Origin of the sequence: Oceanospirillum maris DSM 6286, from assembly GCF_000422865.1 — a bacterium.
Classification (GTDB): domain Bacteria; phylum Pseudomonadota; class Gammaproteobacteria; order Pseudomonadales; family Halomonadaceae; genus Oceanospirillum; species Oceanospirillum maris.
In genome coordinates this window covers 91,182-114,822 of record NZ_AUGW01000014.1, presented here as the reverse complement: position 1 = coordinate 114,822, position 23,641 = coordinate 91,182, and the positions used below count along the sequence as shown (strand labels likewise).

Annotated in this window: 17 protein-coding genes; 6 read left to right on the top strand and 11 right to left on the bottom strand. The window is 45.5% G+C overall.

What is annotated here, in order from left to right:
* The 11 genes from G517_RS0106855 to paaF form a co-directional block, all read right to left on the bottom strand.
* Positions 1 to 1,365: an FAD-dependent oxidoreductase gene (locus tag G517_RS0106855; protein WP_028303794.1), complete on the bottom strand. Its 1,365-nt coding sequence runs from the start codon at positions 1,363 to 1,365 to the stop codon at positions 1 to 3.
* Positions 1,366 to 1,374: 9 nt separating this feature from the next.
* Positions 1,375 to 2,310: a phenylacetic acid degradation operon negative regulatory protein PaaX gene (gene paaX, locus G517_RS0106850; RefSeq protein ID WP_028303793.1), complete on the bottom strand. Its 936-nt coding sequence runs from the start codon at positions 2,308 to 2,310 to the stop codon at positions 1,375 to 1,377.
* A gap of 238 nt (positions 2,311 to 2,548) precedes the next feature.
* Positions 2,549 to 4,594, bottom strand: coding sequence for a methyl-accepting chemotaxis protein (locus tag G517_RS0106845; RefSeq protein WP_028303792.1), 2,046 nt, complete (start codon positions 4,592 to 4,594; stop codon positions 2,549 to 2,551).
* A gap of 243 nt (positions 4,595 to 4,837) precedes the next feature.
* A complete protein-coding gene (locus G517_RS0106840; protein ID WP_028303791.1) occupies positions 4,838 to 5,038 on the bottom strand; it encodes a hypothetical protein in 201 nt (66 codons plus the stop codon).
* Between the two features lie 160 nt (positions 5,039 to 5,198).
* Positions 5,199 to 7,088 (bottom strand): methyl-accepting chemotaxis protein, encoded by a 1,890-nt coding sequence (locus G517_RS0106835; protein ID WP_028303790.1) that lies wholly within the window; start codon positions 7,086 to 7,088, stop codon positions 5,199 to 5,201.
* Between the two features lie 439 nt (positions 7,089 to 7,527).
* Positions 7,528 to 8,829, bottom strand: coding sequence for a phenylacetate--CoA ligase PaaK (gene paaK, locus G517_RS0106830; RefSeq protein ID WP_028303789.1), 1,302 nt, complete (start codon positions 8,827 to 8,829; stop codon positions 7,528 to 7,530).
* 231 nt (positions 8,830 to 9,060) lie between these two features.
* Positions 9,061 to 10,269 (bottom strand): 3-oxoadipyl-CoA thiolase, encoded by a 1,209-nt coding sequence (gene pcaF, locus G517_RS0106825; protein ID WP_028303788.1) that lies wholly within the window; start codon positions 10,267 to 10,269, stop codon positions 9,061 to 9,063.
* A gap of 13 nt (positions 10,270 to 10,282) precedes the next feature.
* Positions 10,283 to 10,768: a hydroxyphenylacetyl-CoA thioesterase PaaI gene (gene paaI, locus G517_RS0106820; protein WP_036590690.1), complete on the bottom strand. Its 486-nt coding sequence runs from the start codon at positions 10,766 to 10,768 to the stop codon at positions 10,283 to 10,285.
* Positions 10,761 to 12,287 (bottom strand): 3-hydroxyacyl-CoA dehydrogenase PaaH, encoded by a 1,527-nt coding sequence (gene paaH / locus G517_RS0106815; RefSeq protein WP_028303786.1) that lies wholly within the window; start codon positions 12,285 to 12,287, stop codon positions 10,761 to 10,763. The genes paaI and paaH overlap by 8 nt, the downstream gene beginning before the upstream one ends.
* 9 nt (positions 12,288 to 12,296) lie before the next feature.
* Positions 12,297 to 13,100: a 2-(1,2-epoxy-1,2-dihydrophenyl)acetyl-CoA isomerase PaaG gene (gene paaG, locus G517_RS0106810; RefSeq protein ID WP_028303785.1), complete on the bottom strand. Its 804-nt coding sequence runs from the start codon at positions 13,098 to 13,100 to the stop codon at positions 12,297 to 12,299.
* Between the two features lie 3 nt (positions 13,101 to 13,103).
* On the bottom strand, positions 13,104 to 13,877 hold the full coding sequence (gene paaF, locus G517_RS0106805; RefSeq protein WP_028303784.1) for a 2,3-dehydroadipyl-CoA hydratase PaaF: 774 nt from the start codon (positions 13,875 to 13,877) through the stop codon (positions 13,104 to 13,106).
* Between the two features lie 347 nt (positions 13,878 to 14,224).
* Here paaF and paaN point away from each other — a divergent pair, with 347 nt between their 5' ends.
* The 6 genes from paaN to G517_RS0106775 all read left to right on the top strand — a co-directional run bounded on the left by paaN (position 14,225) and on the right by G517_RS0106775 (position 23,630).
* On the top strand, positions 14,225 to 15,892 hold the full coding sequence (gene paaN / locus G517_RS0106800; RefSeq protein ID WP_028303783.1) for a phenylacetic acid degradation protein PaaN: 1,668 nt from the start codon (positions 14,225 to 14,227) through the stop codon (positions 15,890 to 15,892).
* A 97-nt stretch (positions 15,893 to 15,989) separates the two neighbouring features.
* The gene (gene paaY / locus G517_RS0106795) at positions 15,990 to 16,601 is read left to right on the top strand and encodes a phenylacetic acid degradation protein PaaY (protein ID WP_028303782.1); all 612 of its coding nucleotides are present in this window, start codon (positions 15,990 to 15,992) and stop codon (positions 16,599 to 16,601) included.
* Between the two features lie 22 nt (positions 16,602 to 16,623).
* The gene (locus tag G517_RS0106790; protein ID WP_036590687.1) at positions 16,624 to 17,430 is read left to right on the top strand and encodes an enoyl-CoA hydratase; all 807 of its coding nucleotides are present in this window, start codon (positions 16,624 to 16,626) and stop codon (positions 17,428 to 17,430) included.
* Between the two features lie 443 nt (positions 17,431 to 17,873).
* On the top strand, positions 17,874 to 18,842 hold the full coding sequence (locus G517_RS0106785) for a cytochrome-c peroxidase (RefSeq protein WP_028303780.1): 969 nt from the start codon (positions 17,874 to 17,876) through the stop codon (positions 18,840 to 18,842).
* Positions 18,832 to 22,410: a hybrid sensor histidine kinase/response regulator gene (locus G517_RS20025; protein WP_051206180.1), complete on the top strand. Its 3,579-nt coding sequence runs from the start codon at positions 18,832 to 18,834 to the stop codon at positions 22,408 to 22,410. The genes G517_RS0106785 and G517_RS20025 overlap by 11 nt, the downstream gene beginning before the upstream one ends.
* A 176-nt stretch (positions 22,411 to 22,586) precedes the next feature.
* Entirely contained in the window at positions 22,587 to 23,630 is a 1,044-nt protein-coding gene (locus G517_RS0106775) for a response regulator (RefSeq protein ID WP_028303779.1), read from the top strand.
* Positions 23,631 to 23,641 lie beyond the last annotated feature (11 nt).

Below are 23,641 nucleotides of genomic sequence, written 5' to 3'. Positions count from 1 at the left end.
TTAGCTACCAAAAATCTGAGCGAGCATGGCTTGGGTCGACGTGAATTTTTCCCGTGGCTTTTGATCTTTAGCCGCCGCAATTTCTGCTTGATTCAACTGCTGCCATTGGCTGTAGTTAACCACTTGCAAGCCTTTTTCCGCGATAAGTGTGTCAATGCTGACAAGGGGCGCTTGTTTAGGCGTTAGCACACCGGATTCAACATCACTTAAGATACGTTTACTCATTTCAAGGGCATCGGCACGGTTTGTCGGTATAACCCCTGTAGGGCCGCGACGTGCCCAACCTGTAATATAAACACCTGGCTCAGTTAAGCCATTTTTGTGTGGGATTCGCCCCAATTGATCATCAAAAGGAAGGCCTTTAATCGGGCGGCTATGGTAACCAATGGCACTAATCAACGTATCAATAGGCAGAGTGACCCGCTGAGGAGCTTGTCCTGCTAAGCGTTGCTCAAGTTCAAGGTGCGTGATACGCCCAGCATCGCCAAGAATAGCCTTAGGTTGATGCCAAAACAGCAGGTGTATACGGGTTTTTCCAGTCGTTTGTGTCACTGGTGCTCTTTGAGCTTGGGCTTGAACAGCATTAACTGAAAACTGCCGAAACAGATCAAGATTCATCTGTTTGGCTCGGGCCTCACGGGGCTCCCATTCCGAGCTTGGTTCAGCGGGAATCGCGCAAGCATTAATAACGGGCAATGCTTGGGCCAGCTCATTGAGCTCTGCAAGTTCCGGCGGGGTAAAGCGCGCTTGCTCTGGGCCACCTCGGCCGATGAGATAAATATCATCAATGACACATTGATCCATCTGCTCTAGGGCCGGTTGACAGATATCAGTGGCGGCCCGTTCTTCTGGGGTTTTCGCAAGGAGGCGGGCAATATCTAAAGCGACGTTACCGTGGCCGATGACCGCTACTGCAGAACCTTTTAGCTGGATATTTTTTTTCGTATTGCTCGTATTGATTGACTTATGGGCATCGGGGTTGGCGTTATACCAGCCGACAAAATGACTTGAACCATAAACACCGTCAAGATCCTCACCGGCAATATTCAGTCGATTATCTTCTGCGGCCCCCGTGGCAACAATAATAATGTCGTAGCAGTTTTTAAGCGCCTCGAAGGAGATTTCCTCACCGACTGTTAGATTAGCAAGCACTCGGATATTGTCTTTTTCAAGGGTTCGCTCAAACTGGCGGGTGACGTTTTTGGTGCCTTGGTGATCCGGTGCGACGCCTGCTCTGACCAAGCCAAACAGTGTTGGTAGGCGCTCAATAATATCAATCTGACAATCTGGGATTTTTCGACTGAGTAATTCTGCTAAAAAACAGCCAGAGGGGCCGCTACCAATAATCGCAATTTGAAAAGACATCGTATTTCCTTAAACCGGTAAGGTCTTTAAGCCACCAAAGCGCTTATAAAAAGTAGCAGAAGCGTTAGGAAGAGGCCCTTCTGCGGTTTCTAAAATCTGATCAAGGTGTTGCTCTGTTTTTTCGGCGACAAGTCGGTATAAATTTCGGCAGAGCAAGCGGGCGGCAGTACCTTCCCAGTCGCTAGGGAGTAGCTCCTCTGGCAGTTGAGGATCTTTTAGCAAAATCCGACGATATTCATGGATAAGAAGCGTACGTACTAAGAAGCAGTCTTCAGGATCAAGATGTTCCGCATCTTTCAGCTCCTGCCAAATAGGCCGGAATTTATTGAGAAAGTATCGATAACCCTCGGATAGCGCATCAAGATTCCAGCACTCTTTTACCATTAAGCGAAGGGGACGACCGTTGAGCAGATCCTGCTTTCGGGTTTCAAAAATAATGGCATCATCAAGGGCGTTAAGGTCTTTTAACGTGGCCTGAAGCTCAGGTAAGTCAACCTTTGGGTGAGCCATAACGCCAGGGGCGATATTACCAAAGCCTAACCAGCCTAATTCTTCTTTAACCGGACGCCGGGTTTCCTGTTCCATCTGTCCTGTCATTACGATACACCACTGGCCATCCCAGTCAGGCAAGACCGGTGCGTAGACGCGTTTAAACGCTTTCTCAAATCGACGGCGGCCAGCCCCTGTTAAACTGTAATAGCTGCGACGGCCGACTTGCTCAGCGGTTAACCATTCCTCTTTCGCTAAACGAAAGACAGAGGTACGAACTAAGCGTTGATTTAAGCCGAGGGGTTCAAGGGCTTTAATCAGGCTCCCAAGCCAAACTGTACCGCCACGAGTAGCGATGGCATCACCATAAACAGTAATAATCAGAGAGCCTGCTCGAATAGGCCGCTGCTGACAGAATTCTTCTACTAACTGCTGAACTGCTCGGTTATTTGGCATTAGGATTCTTTGTAACGCGTTGAGTTATTAGGGGATTAAGATTGTACGGAGGGGCGCGCATGCAGGCAAGGGCATTGGCAACCTTAAGTGATGGATGGTTTAAGTGATAGGCGGATGGTTTAAGCAATGAGCGGTTTGATAAAGACTGGCCTAAGTCAAAAGAACCCTCGGTGTAGAGGGCTCTTTGTCGCTGATTATTTTAAATGAAAGCTAATCGTGAAAAGTACAGATTAACCCTTTATTGACTAATGGCTCGGTGTTTTTCTTCAACCATGTCATCTAATAGTGACATAACCTCATCACTAGCACTTTCTGACCGTTTAACGGCGGCGATAATCTCATTCCTGAGATCTTGGTTTTTTAACCAATCATCACCAGCCAAACCAACGGCAAAGCGAGCACACTTGTGTACCGCTTCATGGGGTTTTTGCAGCTTTTTAAAGCTGTTCAAATGGCTAAACTGCTCTTGACCTACCCCTTCGTTATACCATTTTCCGAGACGACAGTTATGGTGATCAACACTGACCGCATCCACTTCGTTTTTATGGTGTTCCGTATCCTGGATACTCAGGTAGGTGCGCTGTTTGTAAACGATATGGTCAACTTTTGCTAGAATGGTAAAGTTTTTATCGCTGGAGCGGGCAAGGCGATTATGGGTATCAACAGCAGATTTGGCTAGGCGACCAAAGGTTTCATTAAAGCCGCCAATGTCACGATTAAGTGCTTCGGCTTCACCTCCGGCTTGCTCTGATGCGATACGCATCTGCTTAGAGCGTTCAGAAAAGGTGTCGATGATACGGCTAATGCTATCAGCAGCGCTTTTAGAGCGTCCAGCAAGGGTGCGCACCTCATCTGCTACTACAGCGAAACCTCGGCCATGCTCTCCTGCCCGTGCAGCCTCAATTGATGCATTAAGTGCTAATAAGTTTGTTTGTTCTGAAATATCAGAGATTAAAGTTAGAGCTTCTACTACTCGTTTACCATCATCATCTAATTTAATCACTAGGTCTTGAATGTTACTTAATACTCCGGTGATATTCGCTAGCTGAACCAGCATCGTATCAATAACGCGTTCAGACGCTTCAACATCTTGCCGGTTTTCACCAGCGGTATTCAATGCGATTTTGATCTCTTCAATAACATCGGCTAGATCGGTCTGAATGGTGGTTAAGTTGGGGACTAAGCAGCTAACATTGACTTCATTAAGCTGTGACATAAGCTCATTGCGTGAGCGAATACTTTGTACTTGGCGCATCGCCTCTAAACCGGTATTTAGCTGCTCAAGAGAACGGTGTGGTGCCCCTGAAACCGCGGTGCTAATGGCGTAGCGGTGAGCTTGTCCTCCTGATACATCCTGGAATGCGCTGTTTGCTTCTAAGTAGAAACTTTGAATCTGATCCAACAGCTCGTTCATTTCCCAGGCGACTTGGCCTACTTCGCCTAAGCCAGAAATATCATTCACGCGGTGATGAAATTCACCCATTTTAGAACGTTTAATCGTGTGGTGAACACGGTGCAATACTTTTAGTGCCCGCCCTAAAATTCCCCGTGTATAGATAATCACCGCAAGAACGGCTAAGGGATAAAGCAAAAACCAACTGCTGGCAGAATAAAGGTATTGTCCAGCCAATGTGACTGCTGTCGCCAGTGCGAGATGTAGCCCTTGGGCGATATTGACTTGGGTATGGAGGAAGGGCCAAGCGGCGCTATTACTGGATGTTTGCCGTGCGTAAGTTGAATTGTAGCCCTTGATACCTTCTTGCTTGCTTGGTGGTTGGTTGTGGTGAGCTTCAATCAGGTAATCGCTGTAACTACTATGCCCAGCCTCTTTGAGCTGTTGCTCTAGGCATTCTAAGCCAGAGTTAGGTTCTTTGGCTTCGGCTTCTAATACTTTCTTATAAATAGGCTCGATTAGCTGGATCATTGACTCGGATGCAGGGTAATGCACGGCGATATAGCCAATTTTTTGACCTTTAGCATCAAAGTTGGGGTATAAGGCTGAAAAACTCCAATAGGGCTGACCACTGGCGTTGCTGTTTTTTACTAAGATAAAAGCTTCATCATCTTTTTCTAAGCGTTTCCAAACGCGATGCCATATACAGCGTGGCATATCGTCGTGCCGAACAAGGCTATGATTATGACCAATCAGTTCTTTCTCGTGGTAACCTGAAACCCGCATAAACACACGGTTTACGTAATTAATCTTGCCGTCTAAACCTGTAGCCGACACCATAGTGTCACCCTTCGTAGGGGTGTTAATTTGGCCTGAGTCAAACGTTGACATGATGTCTCCTTGAGAATAATAAAGCCTTTCTGTTCATCAGGTTATCAATACTATCTGGTATCAATCATATCTGCCCTACCTTTAAGATGGCAATCAATTAGTGGTTGCTTACGAATTAAATACCTAATTCTTATTAAATATTTTCATTGGAGAAAAATAAAGGGGGAGAGGGGGATTTAAAAAGCTAAACATAGAATAAAAAAAAGGAAGCCACTGGCTTCCTTCTCTGATCAATAAAGCAGTTTACGCGCTAACATTGACCTTGTTACCTAGATGAGACTCAACAGATGCCGCTGGTTGAATCGTATTGATGGAACTCAGTAGCGTATCCATAATAACTTCACCTTGGTCTTTAGCGATATTGACCAATTTAATTTGTGCGCCTAAAAGCACATCCTGTTTAGCAACTTGATTTGCTATTGAACTTGTGTTTCCGATATCCATTATGTTCTCCCTCTGGATTCTATTGGATATTAAAGTAGTACCTTTAGTAGTCTAGCGGCTGACACTACTGAAACTTGAATATTTCAGGTATTTTTTTGTAAATTTCATGTTGGTATCTAGTTAATAGCGATTTAGTATATATTGCTAATTTATAATAAGCTCAGATGATAAACTTACCGGCTTCTGCTTTCAGATCAGAGGCAAACTTAGACAGCTTGTGTACCTGTTGTTCACTTTCTTCTGCATCTTTAGCCAAATCATCAGCGACGCTTCGAATGGTGCCCGTATTAGCGTGGATCTCTTCGCTTAGTGCAGCCTGCTGCTCTGTCGCAGCACTAATTTGAGCCGCTAGATTATTGATCTGTTGTACTGCATGAATAATTTGTATCAGCATATCTTGAGCGGTTTTAGCATCTTGTACGCTATCTTGAGCCAAAGTACTGCTTGCATCCATTAAAGCAGTGGCTTCCAGTGCGGATTTTTGCACCAGTTCCATGACTTTCTGTATCTCACTGGTGGAGCTGCTGGTACGTTGAGAAAGATTGCGTACCTCATCAGCCACCACGGCAAAACCACGGCCAGCCTCACCAGCTCGCGCGGCTTCAATAGCGGCATTAAGTGCTAACAAGTTTGTTTGATCCGCAATTTCTTCAATGGTGTTTAAAATGCCACTGATACCTTGAGCATTGTGGTTTAGCTCAGTAACCACTTGGCTTGCAGTTTGAAGCTTCTCTGCCAAGCCGTTAACAGAGCGTTGGCTCTTTTCAACTTGATGAATACCATCTTGGCCTAATGTTACAGTTTGCTGCACTTGATCGAGAGTGTTGTGGACGTGGCTTACAATATCTTGAGTAGAATGCGCTAATTGATTGATCGCATCGGCAACAGCGCTGGTTTCTGTACGCTGCTGATAAATCTTATTGCCGTTTTCCGTTGTTTTAGCTGCAATAATTTCGGACTGGCTACTCAGGTCTCTAGCTGTGTGTTCTAGCTTAGAAATAATGGCATGAAGGCTGATAACGAAGTGGTTAAAGTCTCGGGCTACTTGACCTACTTCATCGGTGCTGTGGGTTTCAATACGCTTGGTAAGATCCCCTTCGCCTTTTGCTATATAGCTAAGAGCTTGGCCAACACTTTGCAGGTCTTTTAGAAGCACTTTAACCATAACTGCAACGGTAAGCATTACAATCAGAAATATAGCAACACTGATACCCAGTTGAATACCAAGGGTTTCTGTAAATGCACGCATCTCTGTTGCTTCGTCAACTTCAACACCGAGCAGCCATGATGATCCTGGTATTTTTACTAAACGAACTAGCTTTGTACCACTAGAGGTTTGAACGGAACTTAAAATTTTGTTGCTGGATAAGCTGGTTGCATTGGATGCCTTGAGCTGGCTGTAAAGCTTATCCAGAGGCTCCAGTTGTAACGTTTTATCTTGGTGGGCAATAATCAATCCTTGGTCATTGAGTAGGAATAACTGGCTATTTTCACCAGACTCAAAGCCTGTAATCTCATTGAAAAGCTGGTTGAGTTGTAAGTCTGCCCCAATAATACCCGTCATACTGCCATTTTGAATCAGTGGGCGAGCAATCGTAAACGTCATCTCTTTAGTTGTTCTATCTTCATAGGGGCCGATTAGGATCATTTTCTTCTCGGCTAGCGCTTTTTTATACCAAGGGCGAGTCCTTGGGTCATAGCCGTTAACAAAGAATGTGCTGCCGTTGCTACCTATGCGTGTTCCGTCGGTTAGACCTGCAAAAATAGCAATAAACTCTCCTGCTTCACGGGTCATGTTGAGCTGTTCGATAAACGCATCTTGATCTGCAGGGCGGCTGGCAAGGGTGTTAAGTAATTGGTACTTAGCTGCTAGCCAACGCTCAACGCCTTTACTTACGGCATTGGTAACACCATCAACCCGTTGATCCGCATTAATTCGTGTCATATTGGATAGGCGAAAGGCAGAAAATCCCGTTAACGTCAGAGAAGTAATAAAGACCGCTAATGTCGCCATGGCGATGATCTTAGCTCGCAATGAAATCCCCTTCATTATTATATTCCTCGTTGGGATGAGTGGCCAAATCTTATGATTTTATGGTAATACACAAATGATGATGACGTATCTATTATGATTGCCGTGCGAACGTATCAAAAGAACATGCGTAAAATGTGCCTGTATCGTATTTCAATTGCGAAACAGCAAGGCAAAGCAATAAGATATAGAACCAGTATAAGTTTTGCAGAGCGTAAATACTAGTGCTGATACTTTAATAAGGGGTCGTACGTCACAGATTTTTTATTAGAAATGGAATCGATGGCGAGATATTAAAACGAAATGGATTGTTTGCTCTAAATTAGTGCAGATATTTCAAGTTTAAACTTGAGATTTATTCTCATTTATATTCGATATGCTCTAGCGTTTTGTTATAAGTGAAGTAAAGAGTAACACTTGCTGATCCTTCAGCAAGTGTTCAAAACCTTATGACGGATTAGCGTAGATCGGTAACATGCTTGGCTTTGCCTTCAGAGCGAGCCAAAGTACCCGGATCATTAACTTTGATCTTGGTGCTAATACCGATAAATGATTTGATATGGTGCTGAAGCTCAGCGGCGACGTCGGACTTAGCGCTATCGGACAAGCCCGCTTCTTTTAGCTCAACGCTAACATCAACTTTATCAAGGTTACCATCCTTATAAACGGTTAGCTCATAATGTGGCGTTAGGGTATTCATCTTCAATACCTGCTCTTCTATCTGAGTCGGGAAGACGTTGACGCCACGAATAATCAGCATATCGTCAGAACGGCCAGTGATCTTATCGATACGACGCATTGGCCGAGCGGTACCAGGTAATAAACGGGTCAGGTCTCGGGTGCGATAGCGAACAACCGGCATGGCTTCCTTGGTTAAAGAGGTAAACACCAGCTCGCCGTATTCGCCATCGGGTAAGACTTCACCGGTATTGGGATCAATAATTTCAGGATAAAAGAAATCTTCCCAGATCGTCGGCCCATCTTTGGTTTCGATACATTCTTGGGCAACACCTGGCCCCATAACTTCTGATAAACCGTAGATATCCACGGCATCAATACCTAAGCGTTGTTCCAGCTCATTACGCATCTGGCCTGTCCAAGGTTCAGCACCAAAAATACCAATACGCAGTGCCAGCTCTCTAGGGTCAAGACCTTGGCGATCCATCTCATCCGCAAGATTAAGCATATAAGATGGTGTCACCATAATGATATCAGGGTCAAAATCTCGGATCAGTTGTACCTGTTTCTCCGTTTGGCCACCAGACATAGGAATAACCGTACAACCTAATTTTTCTGCACCGTAGTGAGCACCGAGCCCGCCGGTAAAAAGGCCGTAGCCATAGGCGATATGCACTTTATCACCGGCATGGCCGCCAGCGGCACGAATAGAGCGCGCCACGACGGTGGCCCAGTCATCTATATCACTATGGGTATAGCCCACAACGGTCGGTTTACCCGTAGTTCCGCTAGAGGCATGAACCCGTACAACATCGCTCATGGGAACCGCGAACATATTAAAAGGGTAGTTATCTCTTAGATCGTGTTTGGTGGTAAAGGGGAACTTGGCCAGATCATCAAGAGATTTCAGATCAAAAGGGTGTACACCTTTAGCATCAAACGCTTTTTTATAATGAGGCACATTATTATACGCGTGAACTAAGCTCCAACGCATACGTTCAAGTTGATGTGCACGGAGTTGATCAATACTAGCAACTTCCATTGCATCAAGAGAGCCACGGGTAGAACGGTTAGTAGTCATAGGATTCTCTCCAATCTTTATTTTTATATTTATAATAGTTACGAGTTATTATCTGTAACGCTGTTGTTGTATGTTATGAGTTATAAATTTTTTTATTTATTATCAATTTATTGTTAATAACGGATTTTCTAAACTGAATTCTTTTAAAGGAAAAAGGCCGATCTGCAGTGACAGGCCTTTCTGCTTTAATATTTTTCTAGGCTGTTGTTTTTCTCGCCTACTATCACGACATTAGACTCGCTCGATAATCATTGCGATACCTTGGCCGACGCCAATACACATAGTACAAAGTGCATAACGGCCACCGGTACGGTGCAGTTGATACATCGCTGTTGTCACCAAGCGAGCACCGGATGCTCCCAGCGGGTGCCCTAGAGAGATCGCGCCACCGTTCGGATTTACGTGAGCGGCATCATCTGGCAAGCCTAGGTCGCGCATAACGGCTAAACCTTGAGAGGCAAACGCTTCGTTTAGTTCGATGACATCCATTTGATCAAGGGTTAAACCGGCTTTTTCTAGCACCTTGCGGGATGCAGGAGAAGGACCAAAGCCCATAATACGGGGTTCTAAACCGGCGGTGGCCATGGCTACTACACGAGCTTTTGGGGTTAGGCCATATTTTTCAGCCGCATCTTTAGACGCGATCAATAGCGCGCAGGCACCGTCATTTACACCGGATGCATTGCCTGCGGTTACTGAGCCGCCGTCACGGAAAGGGGCCCGTAGTTTTGCCAAGTCACCCAGAGTGGTTTCAGCTCTAGGGTGCTCATCGGTATTAACAACTCGGTCATCACCTTTGCGCTGAGGAATGGTTACTGGACAGATCTCCTCTTTAAATAAGCCCTTAGCCATCGCTTCAGCGGTTTTCTGCTGACTGCGAAATGCAAACAGGTCTTGGTCTTCACGGGAGATATTAAAATCTTCAGCAACATTTTCAGCAGTTTCTGGCATGGAATCCACGCCATACTGCGCTTTCATCAGTTTATTAACAAAGCGCCAACCGATGGTTGTATCGTAAAGACCGTTAGGGTTGCGACTAAAAGCAGATTCCGCCTTACCCATAACAAAAGGCGCACGGGACATAGATTCGCAACCACCGGCGACCATGAGATCTGTTTCACCGGCTTTAATCGCACGAGCAGCCGTGCCAATAGCATCCATACCCGAACCACAGAGACGGTTAAGGGTCGTGCCAGGAACGGTTGTTGGCATACCGGCCAATAGCGATGACATCCGAGCCACGTTACGATTGTCTTCACCGGCTTGGTTGGCGTTACCGTAAATCACATCGTCTACTTGAGACCAGTCAACCTGCGGATTGCGATCCATAAGAGCTTTGATCGGAATAGCGCCTAAGTCATCAGCGCGAACTGAGGACAGGCTGCCAGCATAGCGGCCAAAGGGTGTGCGAATAGCATCGCAGATATAAGCGTCTTTCATGCTTAATTTCCTCTTATTGATCTGATGATGAAGTGGCTTCAGTCGATATTATCTCGCCTTTAATTTGGCGCGATTTACCACGAAAATAAGCGATAGGATCACCGGCGGAATTGCTGATAGTGACATCATAGATACCGCTGCGACCGGCCAAGCTTACTTTTTTTGCTTCAGCAACCAAGGTGTCACCCAGTTTGCCAGGGGCGATAAATTCGATATTACAACCCGCTGCCACAGTCACTTTGTTATAGCTGTTACAGCTATAGGCAAAAGCCGTATCGGCCAGTGTAAACATCATGCCGCCATGACAGATACCGTGCCCGTTCGACATATCTTTACGTACCACCATGCTCAGTTTTGCATAGCCTTCACGAACGTCGATAATCGTCATTTCCAGAGCTTGGGCCGCCCAGTCACTTTCATACATCTTTTGAGCACAGCGGTTAGCCAGTTCATCCGGTGTTAGGTTGTCCAATGAGGTGTTGATAGTTGAATTAACCATGAAAGGTCTGTGCTCCAAATACTTTACGACGCAGCAATGGGGAAGGGCGGTAGCGATCTTCTCCATAGCTATTAACTAAATGAGCCAACACTCCGTGGAGATACTCTAGCCCGATATGGTCGGCCCAAGCCAAAGGGCCTTGCGGGTAATTTACGCCGCTTTGCATGGCGATATCGACATCTTTTACCGAGCAAACCTGCTGATTAACGGCATCAGCACCTTCATTGGCTAGCATGGCGACCGTGCGCATAAGCACCATGCCTGGAACGTCGTCGATCACAGAAACTTGCATCCCCAGTGCTTGAAATAAGCCCGCCGCGGCCATCAGGCTCTCTTCTGAGGTTTGATCCGCTTTAGTCAGCGCAATACGGGTGGCCCTGCTGTAATCCAGCGCCAGATCAAAGAGCACAAACTGGCGACGCTGCTTACTTGCAGCACGCTCTGTTGCCATTCGGCCATCGGTAAGTGCAATCACTAAGTCACCCACACAGATACGGCCATTGTGATCATATTCGGTAGAGCGATGCACCTTGATGCCTGCCGCTTCTATGCGGGCTAGCAAAGGCTCCGCGCAGCCTAGTTCACCTTCAACGGTGATGCTGGTCGGAGCGGCTTGAACCCCGAGAGTTTGCGGTTTAGGTTTTTCAGCATGATCAGAATAATCGTAGAAACCACGACCACTCTTACGACCATGAAAACCGGCTTCAACGAGATCTTTCTGAATGAGGGACGGCAGAAAACGCTGATCACCATAATAGGCATTAAAAACAGAGGAGGTGACCGCATAATTAACATCGTGACCGATCAAGTCCATCAGCTCAAAGGGCCCCATACGGAACTGGCCTGCTTCACGGATAATGGCATCAATGGTCGCCTCGTTAGTACCGCCTTCTTCCAATACCCGCAGTCCCTCTGCGTAGAACGGACGGGCTACACGATTCACAATAAAGCCCGGGGTCGATTTCGCCATAACCGCATGTTTGCCCCAGGCAACGGAGAGATCGTAAACCTGTTGAGCCACAGCCGTAGAAGTGGCCAAGCCTTGAATCACTTCAACCAGTTTCATAATAGGTGCAGGGTTGAAGAAGTGCATACCCACTAAGTTCTCAGGGCGCTTCAGAGCGGAACCGATGGCGGTAACAGAGATAGAAGACGTGTTGGTTGCCAAAATGGTATCGTCTGAGCAGAGTGCTTCCAGCTCAGAAAATACCGATTGCTTAACCGCCAAGTTCTCAACAATGGCTTCAATAATAAGGGTTGCTGGGGCTAGGTCAGCCAAAGTTTCAGTCGGCTGAATACGGCCCACTAAAGACTCTTTATCAGCCTGAGTCATTTTGCCTCGGGCGACTAACGTGTCTAAACCTTTTGCCGTACGGTTAAGGCCAGCCTGAGCCGCACCTTCCATCTTGTCGTATAGCAAAACTGTATGACCGTATTTAGCGGCTACCTGAGCAATACCGGCACCCATCGTGCCTGCACCGATAACGGCAACGGTATCATTAATGGATAAGGAACTCATAATCACCCCTTACTGACCTTTGAATGATGGCTGACGTTTCTCCATAAAGGCAGCAACACCTTCACGATAATCATCTGTGCGCCCCGCAATTGTTTGCAGATCACGTTCTAGATCTAATTGCTCATCAAGGGTGTTTGTCGCAGAAGCCTGAATCGCACGTTTAATCAGCGCCAACCCCTTGGTGGGTTGAGTTGCCAGTTCTTTAGCCGTTGCGATAGCGGTTTCTTTCAGTGCTTCGTCGTCAACCGCCTTCCAGATCATGCCCATCTGTTCCGCCTCTTCAGCAGAAACACGGTCGCCCAGCATAGACAGCGCCATAGCACGGGCTTGGCCCACACTATTTGATAATGTCCAGGTGCCGCCAGAATCGGGAATAAGGCCGATTTTGCAGAAGGCCTGAATAAATTTGGCAGATTTAGCGGCAAAGACAATGTCACAGGCCAAAGCGATATTGGCACCGGCACCGGCGGCCACACCGTTAACCGCGCAGATCACTGGCATTTCAAGGGCGCGAAGGGTACGAATCATCGGGTTGTAGTTCTTCTCGATGGACTCGCCCAGATTCGGTGTTTCTGTGCCGGGGGCAACATTACGGTCACTCAGATCTTGACCCGCACAGAAACCACGACCGTTACCGGTAATAACCAGTGCGCGCACGCTTGAATTGTTCTTCACTTCTTTTAATGCGGAGCGAACTTCCTCATGCATCTGTGCATTAAAGCTGTTCAAGCTGTCTGGGCGGTTTAGGGTTAGAATGGCAGTGCCATCCTCAATCACAAATTCGATATTTTCATATGACGGGTTGAATGACATAACTCAGCGTCCTTTAAATTCAGGTTTACGTTTTTCCATAAAAGCAGCGATGCCTTCACGGCGATCTTCGGTCGCAGCCAGCAAGGTGAACGACTTACGTTCAATCATCAGTCCAGACTCCAGATCGGTTTCAAAAGCTTTAAGCAGGGCTTCTTTTGCCAGACGAACCGCGATAGGTGGTTTTTTAGCGATGGTTTTAGCCAGTTGATGGGCGCGCTCGATCGTGCGCTCCGGGATAACCACTTCGGTGATGAGATTGGCTTGTTGTGCGGTTTTCGCGTCGATCATCTCACCGCTTAACACCATTTTCATGGCGAGAGGTTTACCTACGGTACGGATAAGACGTTGAGTGCCACCGGCACCGGGGATAATACCGAGATTAATTTCAGGCTGGCCGAAGAGCGCGTTGTCGCCTGCAATCACGATATCGCAATGCATCACTAGCTCACAACCGCCGCCCAAGGCATAGCCATTAACCGCAGCAATAAGAGGTTTACTGAATTGATAGATACGTTTCCAGTGCCTTGGGCGGGGGTCGTTCATGACACCAACAGCATCCAGAGAGGCCATCTCTTTGATGTCAGCACCGGCAGCAAAAACCTTAGGGCCACCCGTAATAACAACGACACGGATCGATTCGTTTTGATCGGCCTGATCAAGGACCTCTGCCATCTCGCTTAACAGCTGAGTGTTAAGGGCATTGAAAGCTTCAGGTCGGTTGAGTGTGATCGTCAGAACACCCTCAACGGATTGAGTGCTAATAGTCTGATAAGTCATTCAGCAGTATCCGGTTGCAGTATCGCTTTTAAAAAGCTTGTTCTTAGAATTCCGGCTCGTTATCGCTTACAACACGTACGTCTCTAACTCTAGGCTAGATAGAGGTGCATATGCAGAATTCTTGTTATTGTGTATAGAGATTAACCCAAAGCCAGAAAGGGATACAAGAATTAAATTCAATGCAAGGTTTCGGTATCGTAAATTATGGTGTATCTTGAGAATCATTGATTCAAGACTGCAATACCCTTAATTCCTGATGAATTAAGAGCGAATAAAGAGACTAAAGGTGTAGGCCTGCCTTAATAAAACAAAAATGTGATACGTGATTATTCGGAGAGATTATTCAAATGAGTCAATTAGATTTTTTTAATAAGCATCAAGAAACCCTAGATCAAGCTTTAAGTGCGATTAATACACGGGGTTTCTGGTCTCAGTACCCAGAAAATCCAAGCCCACGGGCCTATGGAGAAACGGCTGCAGCCGATGGTGAAGCGGCGTTTAATGGGTTATTAGGCAAAGCATTTGAACTAGAAATGCCAGGCATAACAGGCCAAGTTAAGGGTGAGCAATCACCTTACGGTATCGAAATGGGTGTCAGTTATCCTCAGGTTGATATTGATGTTTTAGTGTCGGCTATGAAGCAGGAAACCAAAGCTTGGCGTGATGCAGGGCCAGATGTTCGTGCTGGTATCTGTGTCGAGATTTTGGATCGCCTGAACAAGCGCAGCTTCGAGATTGGCCATGGAGTTATGCATACCTCTGGACAGGGTTTTATGATGGCGTTCCAAGCGGGCGGCCCCCATGCACAAGACCGAGGGCTTGAAGCCGTTGCCTATGGCTACCGAGCCATGAAAGAAGTACCTGAGACCACCGTTTGGACAAAACCTCAGGGTAAGCATGACCCTCTGGTTATGGATAAAACCTATCATATTGTTCCCCGTGGTATTTCTGTTGTCGTTGGTTGCTCTACGTTCCCAACGTGGAATACTTACCCAGGGCTGTTTGCCTCTTTGGTGACCGGTAATCCTGTGATCGTTAAGCCACATCCTGCCTCTGTTTTACCGGCAGCTATTTCAGTCAAAATTGCACAGGATGTCTTAAAAGAATCAGGTTTTGCCCCTCATATCGTCTCTATGGTGGTTGATACAGCTGATGCGCCGATTACAAAAGAACTAGCAACCCATAAAGATGTGAAGCTGATCGATTTTACCGGCTCTAGCGTCTTTGGTAACTGGTTGGAGCAACATGCGACTCAGGCACAGGTTTTCACTGAAAAAGCCGGTGTAAACACGGTGATCATCGATAGTGTTGCTGATATTAAAGCGGTAGCCCGTAACCTCGCCTTTACGCTAAGCCTTTACTCCGGTCAAATGTGTACAACGACTCAGGCGATCTATATTCCACGTGATGGTATCAAGACATCTGATGGCCAAATGAGTTTTGATGAAGTGGCCCAGGCGCTTTCCATCGCAACTTCTAAATTCCTCAGTGATAACGACCGTGCCTGTATGGTTCTTGGCGCCATTCAAGCCCCCGCAACGGTTGCCCGTATTAAAGAGTGTGAAGGGCTAGGCGAGGTTGTTCTGGCAAGCGAGAAACGTGAGCACCCTCAGTTCCCGAATGCTGAGATTCACACGCCACTGATTCTTAAAGTCGATGCCGCTGATATCGAGAAATACAGTGAAGAGCGCTTTGGCCCTATCTCCTTCTTGATCGCAACCGATAGCACAGAGCACAGTATGGCTTTGGCCAAGCAAGTGATCTCTGAGAAAGGGGCTATCACGCTGGGGGTTTACTCAACGGATGACGCTGTATTGGATCAAGCGGAAGAGCTGGCGATGGATGTTAAAGTTGCCCTGTCTATTAATCTTGATGGCGGTGTTTTTGTTAACCAATCGGCAGCTTATAGTGATTTCCATGCGACTGGAGGTAACCCCGCTGCCAATGCGTCGCTCACCGATACGGCTTTTGTCGCTAGCCGCTTTGTGGTGGTTCAAAGTCGTCGTCATCAGTAATCGGCCGTGAGTAGTCGTTAGCTGATGATCGCAATGAATCGATAGCGTTAAGCGCCCTCATCAATGGAGGGCGCTTCTGTATGTAAAGGATAAAACTATGCATGTTTATAGTATTGATGGCATTGTGCCTGTTGTTGACCCAACGGCTTTTGTTCACCCAACTGCTGTTCTGATTGGCGATGTCATTATTGGGCCAAACTGTTATATCGGCCCTAATGCCTGTCTGCGAGGGGATTTTGGTCGCCTAGTTATTAAAAAAGGTGCCAATGTGCAGGACACCTGTGTGATGCACGGCTTTCCGGGTACCGACACTATTATCGAAGAAGATGGTCATATTGGTCATGGTGCAGTGCTTCATGGCTGTCATATCGGAAAAAACGCCTTGATCGGTATGAACGCCGTCATTATGGATAATGCTCGAATTGGAGAGTCTGCTATTGTGGCGGCCTGTGGGTTTGTCAAAGCAGACTTTGAATGCCCTCCCCGATCATTGATGGCAGGAACACCGGCAAAGGTTATACGGGAATTGTCTGATCAAGAAATTGCCTGGAAAGGTAAGGGAACTGCGGAATACCAGAATCTGACGGTGCGCAGTTTGCAAACGATGCAGCCAGTACAACCTTTGACTGAAGTTGAAGCTGACCGTAAGCGCATTGAAATAGCCGATGTGAAGCCCCTGTATGCGGTAAAAAAAGATGATGATCAATAAAAATAAAAAGGAACTCTAAGATATGTCTCGTGAGAATACGAACGCGGTTTATAGCAATATTATCGTTGAAACCCGTGGTGCAGTGGGTTGGATTCAGTTAAACCGTCCTCAGGCGCTAAATGCGTTATCTACGGCGCTGATCACCGAAGTGGGTCAGGCTATTGAAGCATTTCAGAGCGATGATGATATCGGTGCCTTAGTGATTACCGGCAATGAAAAAGCCTTTGCCGCCGGTGCTGATATTAAAGATCTGGAAGGGCAAACCTTTATTGATCTATTTTTAAATGACTTTCCGTATAACCGTCGGGATGGTTGGAACAGTCTGAATACCGTGCGTAAGCCGATTATTGCTGCTGTTTCTGGTTTTGCCCTAGGGGGCGGCTGTGAGATGGCTATGGCCTGTGATTTTATTTTGGCCTCGGATACAGCCAAATTTGGTCAGCCTGAGATCAATATCGGCACGATACCCGGTGCCGGTGGTACTCAACGTTTGACCCGAGCCGTAGGTAAAGCAAAAGCGATGGAGATGTGCCTAACCGGCCGTATGATGGATGCAGAGGAAGCGGAGCGAGCTGGGTTAGTCAGCCGTATTCTTCCGGTGGCAGAGTTAGAAGCAGAAGCGTTAAAAGTAGCCAGTAAGATTGCCAAGCTGTCTCAACCTATCGTTTATATGGCAAAAGAAGCCGTTAACATGGCTTTTGAGAGCTCTTTGCAGGAGGGGTTGCGCTTTGAGCGTCGAGCCTTTGCTTCAACGTTTGCCACAGAAGATCAAAAGGAAGGCATGGCTGCGTTTGTAGAAAAACGTAAACCGGTGTTTAAGCATCGGTAACGTCTTGATGGCTCTTTTTAGTGACCCTTTTTAGCGGCTTTTTGGGTAGCCCTTTTAGATAATCCGTTTTGATAAAATTTCAATAATCTCATCTTATTTAGGCCGCCTCGTGCGGCTTTTTTTATGGGTGCTCAATCCATGTTTTTAATAGATGCTAATTTTTGTTCATATGATTTAAAATAAAGAGCTATTTATTTAATGAGTTTAACTATTTTAATGTGTATTCAACGGGGTTGTTTTAGGTGCTAAGCTAGGCACATAATAAATAGCGTAATAGATCGCACTAATAGTTTTTTTACGTGTTTTTTTGTTTTTTTACTCTGATTTTTGTTGGTCTTACCGTTTTTTGTTGGCTTTACCATCTGCTTTGTTGCACGAAAGGATATTTAAAAAAGTGTTTCAGCAGATTCTGAAAAGTGAAAAAGTGAAAGGTGGATAGCACTTTGAGTTTGAATCGTACTTTGGATTTGAATCGTACTTTGAGTTTGAATGGCGCTTTTAATCAGAAGAGCACATTTAATCAAAGAAAATCTCTTTTATTGGCCTTATCCTTTACCCTAATGACTGTTTCGATGTTATTTGTGAGTGACCGTGTCTTTGCGGGCCATGAGCTAAAGCATATCGATCCTGAACTTTCAACTATGGGACGCTTGATTTTCTCAGACGCCCGCTTCTCAAAGACAGGCCAAACAGCCTGTGCTTCTTGTCATAAGCCTGAATACTCCTTCTCAGACAATCAGGCGCTATCAACTAAAGATGATGGCACGCGTGCTATCTTAGCGACACCGGCACTGTTTAACTTAGATCGTAAGTTTGGTTATTTTTCTCGGCAAACTATCTTTTCTTTAGAGCGTGCGGTTCAGCGATGCATGACTAATCAAATGGATTCTTCCGTTGTTGATGTATACGTTGCCTTGAAAAAAGATAAAACCTTAAGCAACTTATCGTACGATAACTTTGGCCGTATTAGCGCAGGGGCAGTATATAAGTCGTTGACTAATTATCTTTTTAGTTTACAAGCTCAGCCCAGCCGCTATGAACTTTATCTTGGTGGTGATTTACAAGCTTTAACGCAGACAGAACAGCGAGGTATGGTTTTGTTTGAGAAAAAAGGCTGTAGCTTTTGCCATAACGGAAAGGATATGGGAGGCGCTGCATTTGCTGATGCTGTTAATGAAAACTATCTAGAGCCAGTGTTAGTCCCTAGGTTGCGTAATTTGAATGACACCGCACCTTATTTCTCTGATGGGTCTTCAAAGACACTTAAGCAAGCGATAACCAGAATGTATAGAATGCACAATAAATCTGTTCTAAGCCAAGATGAGTTAGAACTCATCGCATTATTTCTATTGAGTCACAGTAGTTCGATTCATGATTTTGAGGGCCCCGTGCGTCATGGGAATGTACGATAAATTTTGGCAAAAGCTTTCAACGGCTATTTTGTGGGGAAGTACCTCGGGGTTGTTACTGCTTTTTCCTGTAATGATCTACCTGTTACAGCCCGCAATGGATATAGAGCAGAAAGAGATCCGAGCGCAGGTTGCACTGCAAAAAAGTGTACTGTCTGAGATTAGAGCTGAAACAGCTCTTTTAACGACAGGGTATCGCAGTAATTCTCATGAAGAAATTCTAACGCTGCTGGAGCAACTTTTTGCCAGTGTTTATCGTGTAGACCTTGAGCTGAATGGCATCTCCTATGATGTAGCCGCATCGCGACGTAGTTGGGAGCGCTATCAAGAAAGCTTAGAAGAGTTGCAGGAAATTATTCTAGAGATCTCATCAGCCTCAGCGCTCTATGGCTTTACCATAAGCCAATTAGAGCCTGTATTTGATGTGGCCGAGAAAGAACTACAAACGTCAATGTTACCCGAAAAAATTAAACGCGCTTACGATCTACAGCTGGTTAAAATGATGGTGCTGGCGCTTCGTTATGCGGCGATGCCGACGGATGGGAATGCATTAATACTTGAAGAGCACTTAAGCTCGATCCGACAAAGTAGCCTAACGATTCCTTCCAGCGAAGCCCAGACGGCCTTTACGAAAGTTGTTAATTATGTAGATGGGTTACTGAACGCGACAACACGTATTCGCAAAAATTCAGCGCGTCTAATGAATGTATCAACATATGAGCATCTTAAAAATTTTGATAGTCGCTTTGAGCAGTGGCTTGATAATGCCCAAAAGCAACAACATCAAAGCCGTTGGTCTTTGTTGATTGCGGTGGTGCTTTTGACCGGTGCTATCGTGGTGATACTGATTCGACTTAAGCTAATTCAAGACCGATTATTAAGAACCAATACACAGCTTTCTGCTTATAAAAAGGCGATGGATGAGCACTCAATTGTCAGTATTACCGACCCGAGAGGGGTTATTCAATATATTAACCAGAAGTTTATTGATGTCAGTGGTTTTGAGCCGGACGAGTTGATTGGGCGAACCCATAAAGTGATTAACTCTGGCGTACATCCTAAAGGTTTCTTTAAAAACCTTTGGAACCATATTGGCAGTGGTGACATTTGGCATGATGAAGTGTGCAATCGCCGTAAAGATGGCACGTTATATTGGGTTAATGCGACCGTTATTCCTATGTTTGATGCGAGAGGCAAAGTCACATCGATTATCTCTGTACGAACCGATATTTCTGACCTGAAGCAGACGCAGCGAGCACTTACATCGGAGAAAGAACGAGCTGAAGTTGCCAATAAAGCTAAGGGTGATTTTTTAGCTAACATGAGTCATGAGATTCGAACTCCCATGAATGCCGTTATCGGTATGAGTCATTTGGCGCGGCAGGCGAGCCAAGATGAACAAGTGGGCAGTTACATTGATAAGATACAGCAAGCAGCACAGAATTTATTATCCATTATTAATGATATTTTAGACTTTTCCAAGATTGAAGCCGGGCGTCTTGATGTCGAAAATATACCCTTCCGTCTTGATAATGTAGTCAACCACCTTGCTGATCTTGCCTCTGTTAAAGCGAATGAGAAAAATCTTCCACTGCTTTTTAATGTTGATGAGCGTATCCCAAATAGCTTAAAGGGTGATCCGCTACGTCTAGGTCAGATTTTACTGAACCTCGTGAATAATGCGATTAAGTTTACTGCAAAAGGGCAAGTTGTTGTCGAAGCTAGTTTGCTAGAGCAGCGGCATGATATTGTTCAGGTTCGTTTTTCCGTTGTGGATACTGGCATTGGTTTAAGTAAGGAACAGGTTGGGCGTTTATTCAAATCTTTCTCGCAGGCAGATACTTCAACAACTCGCCAATATGGCGGAACAGGATTAGGGCTTGCTATTAGTAAGCAGCTGGTTGAACTGATGCACGGTGAAATCGGTGTTCATGCGACCGAGGGTGAGGGTAGTGAGTTCTTCTTTACTCTACCGCTGCAGGTTCACGCGGTTGATGAGCAAATAGAAAAGGTGGATTCTAGCCGTATCCGTGTTCTTGCCATTGATGATGATACGGTTAGCTTGCAGTGTGTCTGCGAGCATTTAGAGGCCCAAGGGATCACGGTTGATATTGAAAGCGATTCACCGGCGGGCCTTAATCGGTTGGTGAATGCTCACTCTATGGGGGAAGAGCCATACAATGTTCTATTAATTGACTGGCAGATGCCGGTTATGGATGGCTTTGAAGTGGCTAAGGCGGTACGCCATAACTCTGCGCTCCCCATCCAACCTGCTATTTTGATGTTAACGGCCTATGGTGGTGAAGACCTTCAACGTAGGATCAACCATAACTTAATTGATGGCGTTCTTCTTAAGCCAGTGAGTGGTTCGCATCTATTAAACGCTATTCAAGAGGCTGTGGTTAAGCGAGGGAAAAAACATAAAAGCTCTCGTATACGAGGCTTATTCCGTGATGGCGATGAGATTAATGCTTTGTTAGGTGCTCATGTGTTAATCGCGGAAGATAACGGTATCAATCAAGAAGTGATAACCGGCTTGTTAGAGCCTTACGGATTAGTGTTAACGCTCGCTTCTAATGGGCGAGAGGCGGTTGATTTAGTTCAACAGAAAGAGTTTGATCTCATTTTTATGGATATACAGATGCCTGAGGTTGATGGCTATCAGGCAACAGAACAAATCCTACAAATGAAGCTGCCTAAACCCCCAATCATTATTGCTATGACAGCCCATGCTCAAAGCGAAGATGTAAGCCGATGTCTCGAGCTGGGAATGAGCGACCATATTTCTAAGCCTATTAATCCTGATATCTTGAAGGAAAAACTGATTCAGTGGATTGAACCTAGAGTCATCTCCGGCTATGCTCCTGAATCTCTTGCCAGTGAAGAACAGATTGATATGCCTTGTTACCTCCATGGTGTAGATCTTAACAAGGCGTTACATTCAATGGGCGGTAATAAAAAGTTGTTGATGAAGCTGATGGGGCAGTTTTGCAATGATTACCATGAAGGCTTAGCCCCATTAAAAGCATCTATGGCAACAGGTGACTGGGATTATTTAATTCGGTGGATGCATACCCTGAAAGGGACATCTGCAACTCTGGGAATGGAGCAGATCACAGCTTTTGTTGAAGTACTTGAGCAGCAGTATTTTGACCAATCTTTACCCAGTGATGATGATTTAAGGCCCTTGAGTGATGAGCTTGCTCAAGTGATCGATGATATTGCTAACTGTATGCAGAGTAAGGGGCAAAGGGCATCTTTAATGGAGATGGCCTCAGCGAAAGATCACGAGCTATTAAGTCATAATCTTCTGGTTGATCACGACTTTGTTGCCAGTTTACAGCCGCCAATGTCAAAAAACAGCACAATGGAGCGCTTAGGAAAATTGCATCCTAAAATAGCAGCCCTTTTAGAAGAGGGTGATCCTGATGTTTTAGATGATCTGCCCGAGCTTTTAGAACTTGCTCAAGTTGATGCAGAGCTGTTATCCATTGCAGTTCAGGTCATGGAATATGCTGAAGTTTATGAATTTGATGAGGCTTTAGCAGCGCTTAATACTATGAAAATCTAAGCACCATGAAGATCTAAGTGCCATAAAAATCTAAGATGATTTTTGGTCGTATCAGTGGTTCTAGTGAATAAAGAAAAATTGATTTTTAGTAAGCTTATATTTTAATGTCTTATGTCTATGGCATCTAACAATAGGCTTAAGATTTAGGATCTTAAGGTTTAGGATAGTGATTTCAGATGCAAGAAACACGACAAAAAAACGTAGATCGTCCCCGTATTCTTATCGTTGATGATTCACCGCTTAATATTACAGTGTTGGTTGGCCTTTTAAAGACTGACTACAAAACATTGGTTGCTAAGGATGGTGAGCAAGCTTTTAATCGAGTATTTTCTGAGCAACAACCTGATTTAATCTTACTCGATATTATGATGCCCGGTATTGATGGTTATGAAGTCTGTCGTCAGTTAAAAGGAGACCCGCGCTCAAAGCATATTCCCATTATTTTTGTGAGTGCGATGAGTGATGCCGGAGATGAAGAAAAGGGTTTAGCCCTTGGTGCTGTCGATTTTATTGGTAAGCCTTTTAGCCCGCCGATTATTTTAGCCCGCATCAATACTCATCTTGCCTTGGCTCTGCAAAAAAGAGAACTAGAGCGTGAGGTTTATGAACGAACCAAAGAGCTCGAAATGTCTCGTAAAGATTTGGTTCGGCGCTTGGGGTTAGCGGCAGAATATAAAGATAATGAAACGGGTTTACATGTTCAACGTATGGCTGAATATGCTCGGCTTATTGCCTTGGAGTTGGGTTTTTCTGAACACGATGCTGAAACATTAGCTTCGGCAGCGCCTATGCATGATATCGGGAAGCTTGGTATACCTGATGCTATCTTATGTAAACCTGCACGGTTAACACCGGAAGAGTTTCAAGTGATTCAAGGGCACCCTGAAATAGGGGCACGCATATTGGAGAACCCAGATTCTGAGCTTCTGCATATTGCCCGAGAAATTGCGCTTTACCATCATGAGAAGTGGGATGGCTCAGGTTATCCCATGGGGCTGGCCGGTGAAGATATTCCTTTAGTTGCTCGAATTGCATCACTTGCTGACGTATTTGATGCTTTGGTATCGACTCGGCCTTATAAGCAACCTTGGAGTGTAATAAAAGCTATTGGGCTGTTTGAAGAAGAGAAGGGTAAGCACTTTGACCCCAATGTAGTGGATGCTTTCAAGCGTGTGTTGCCTAAGATTTTAAAGGTTAAGGAACGACTCGCTGAAGATTAACCTTGACGATG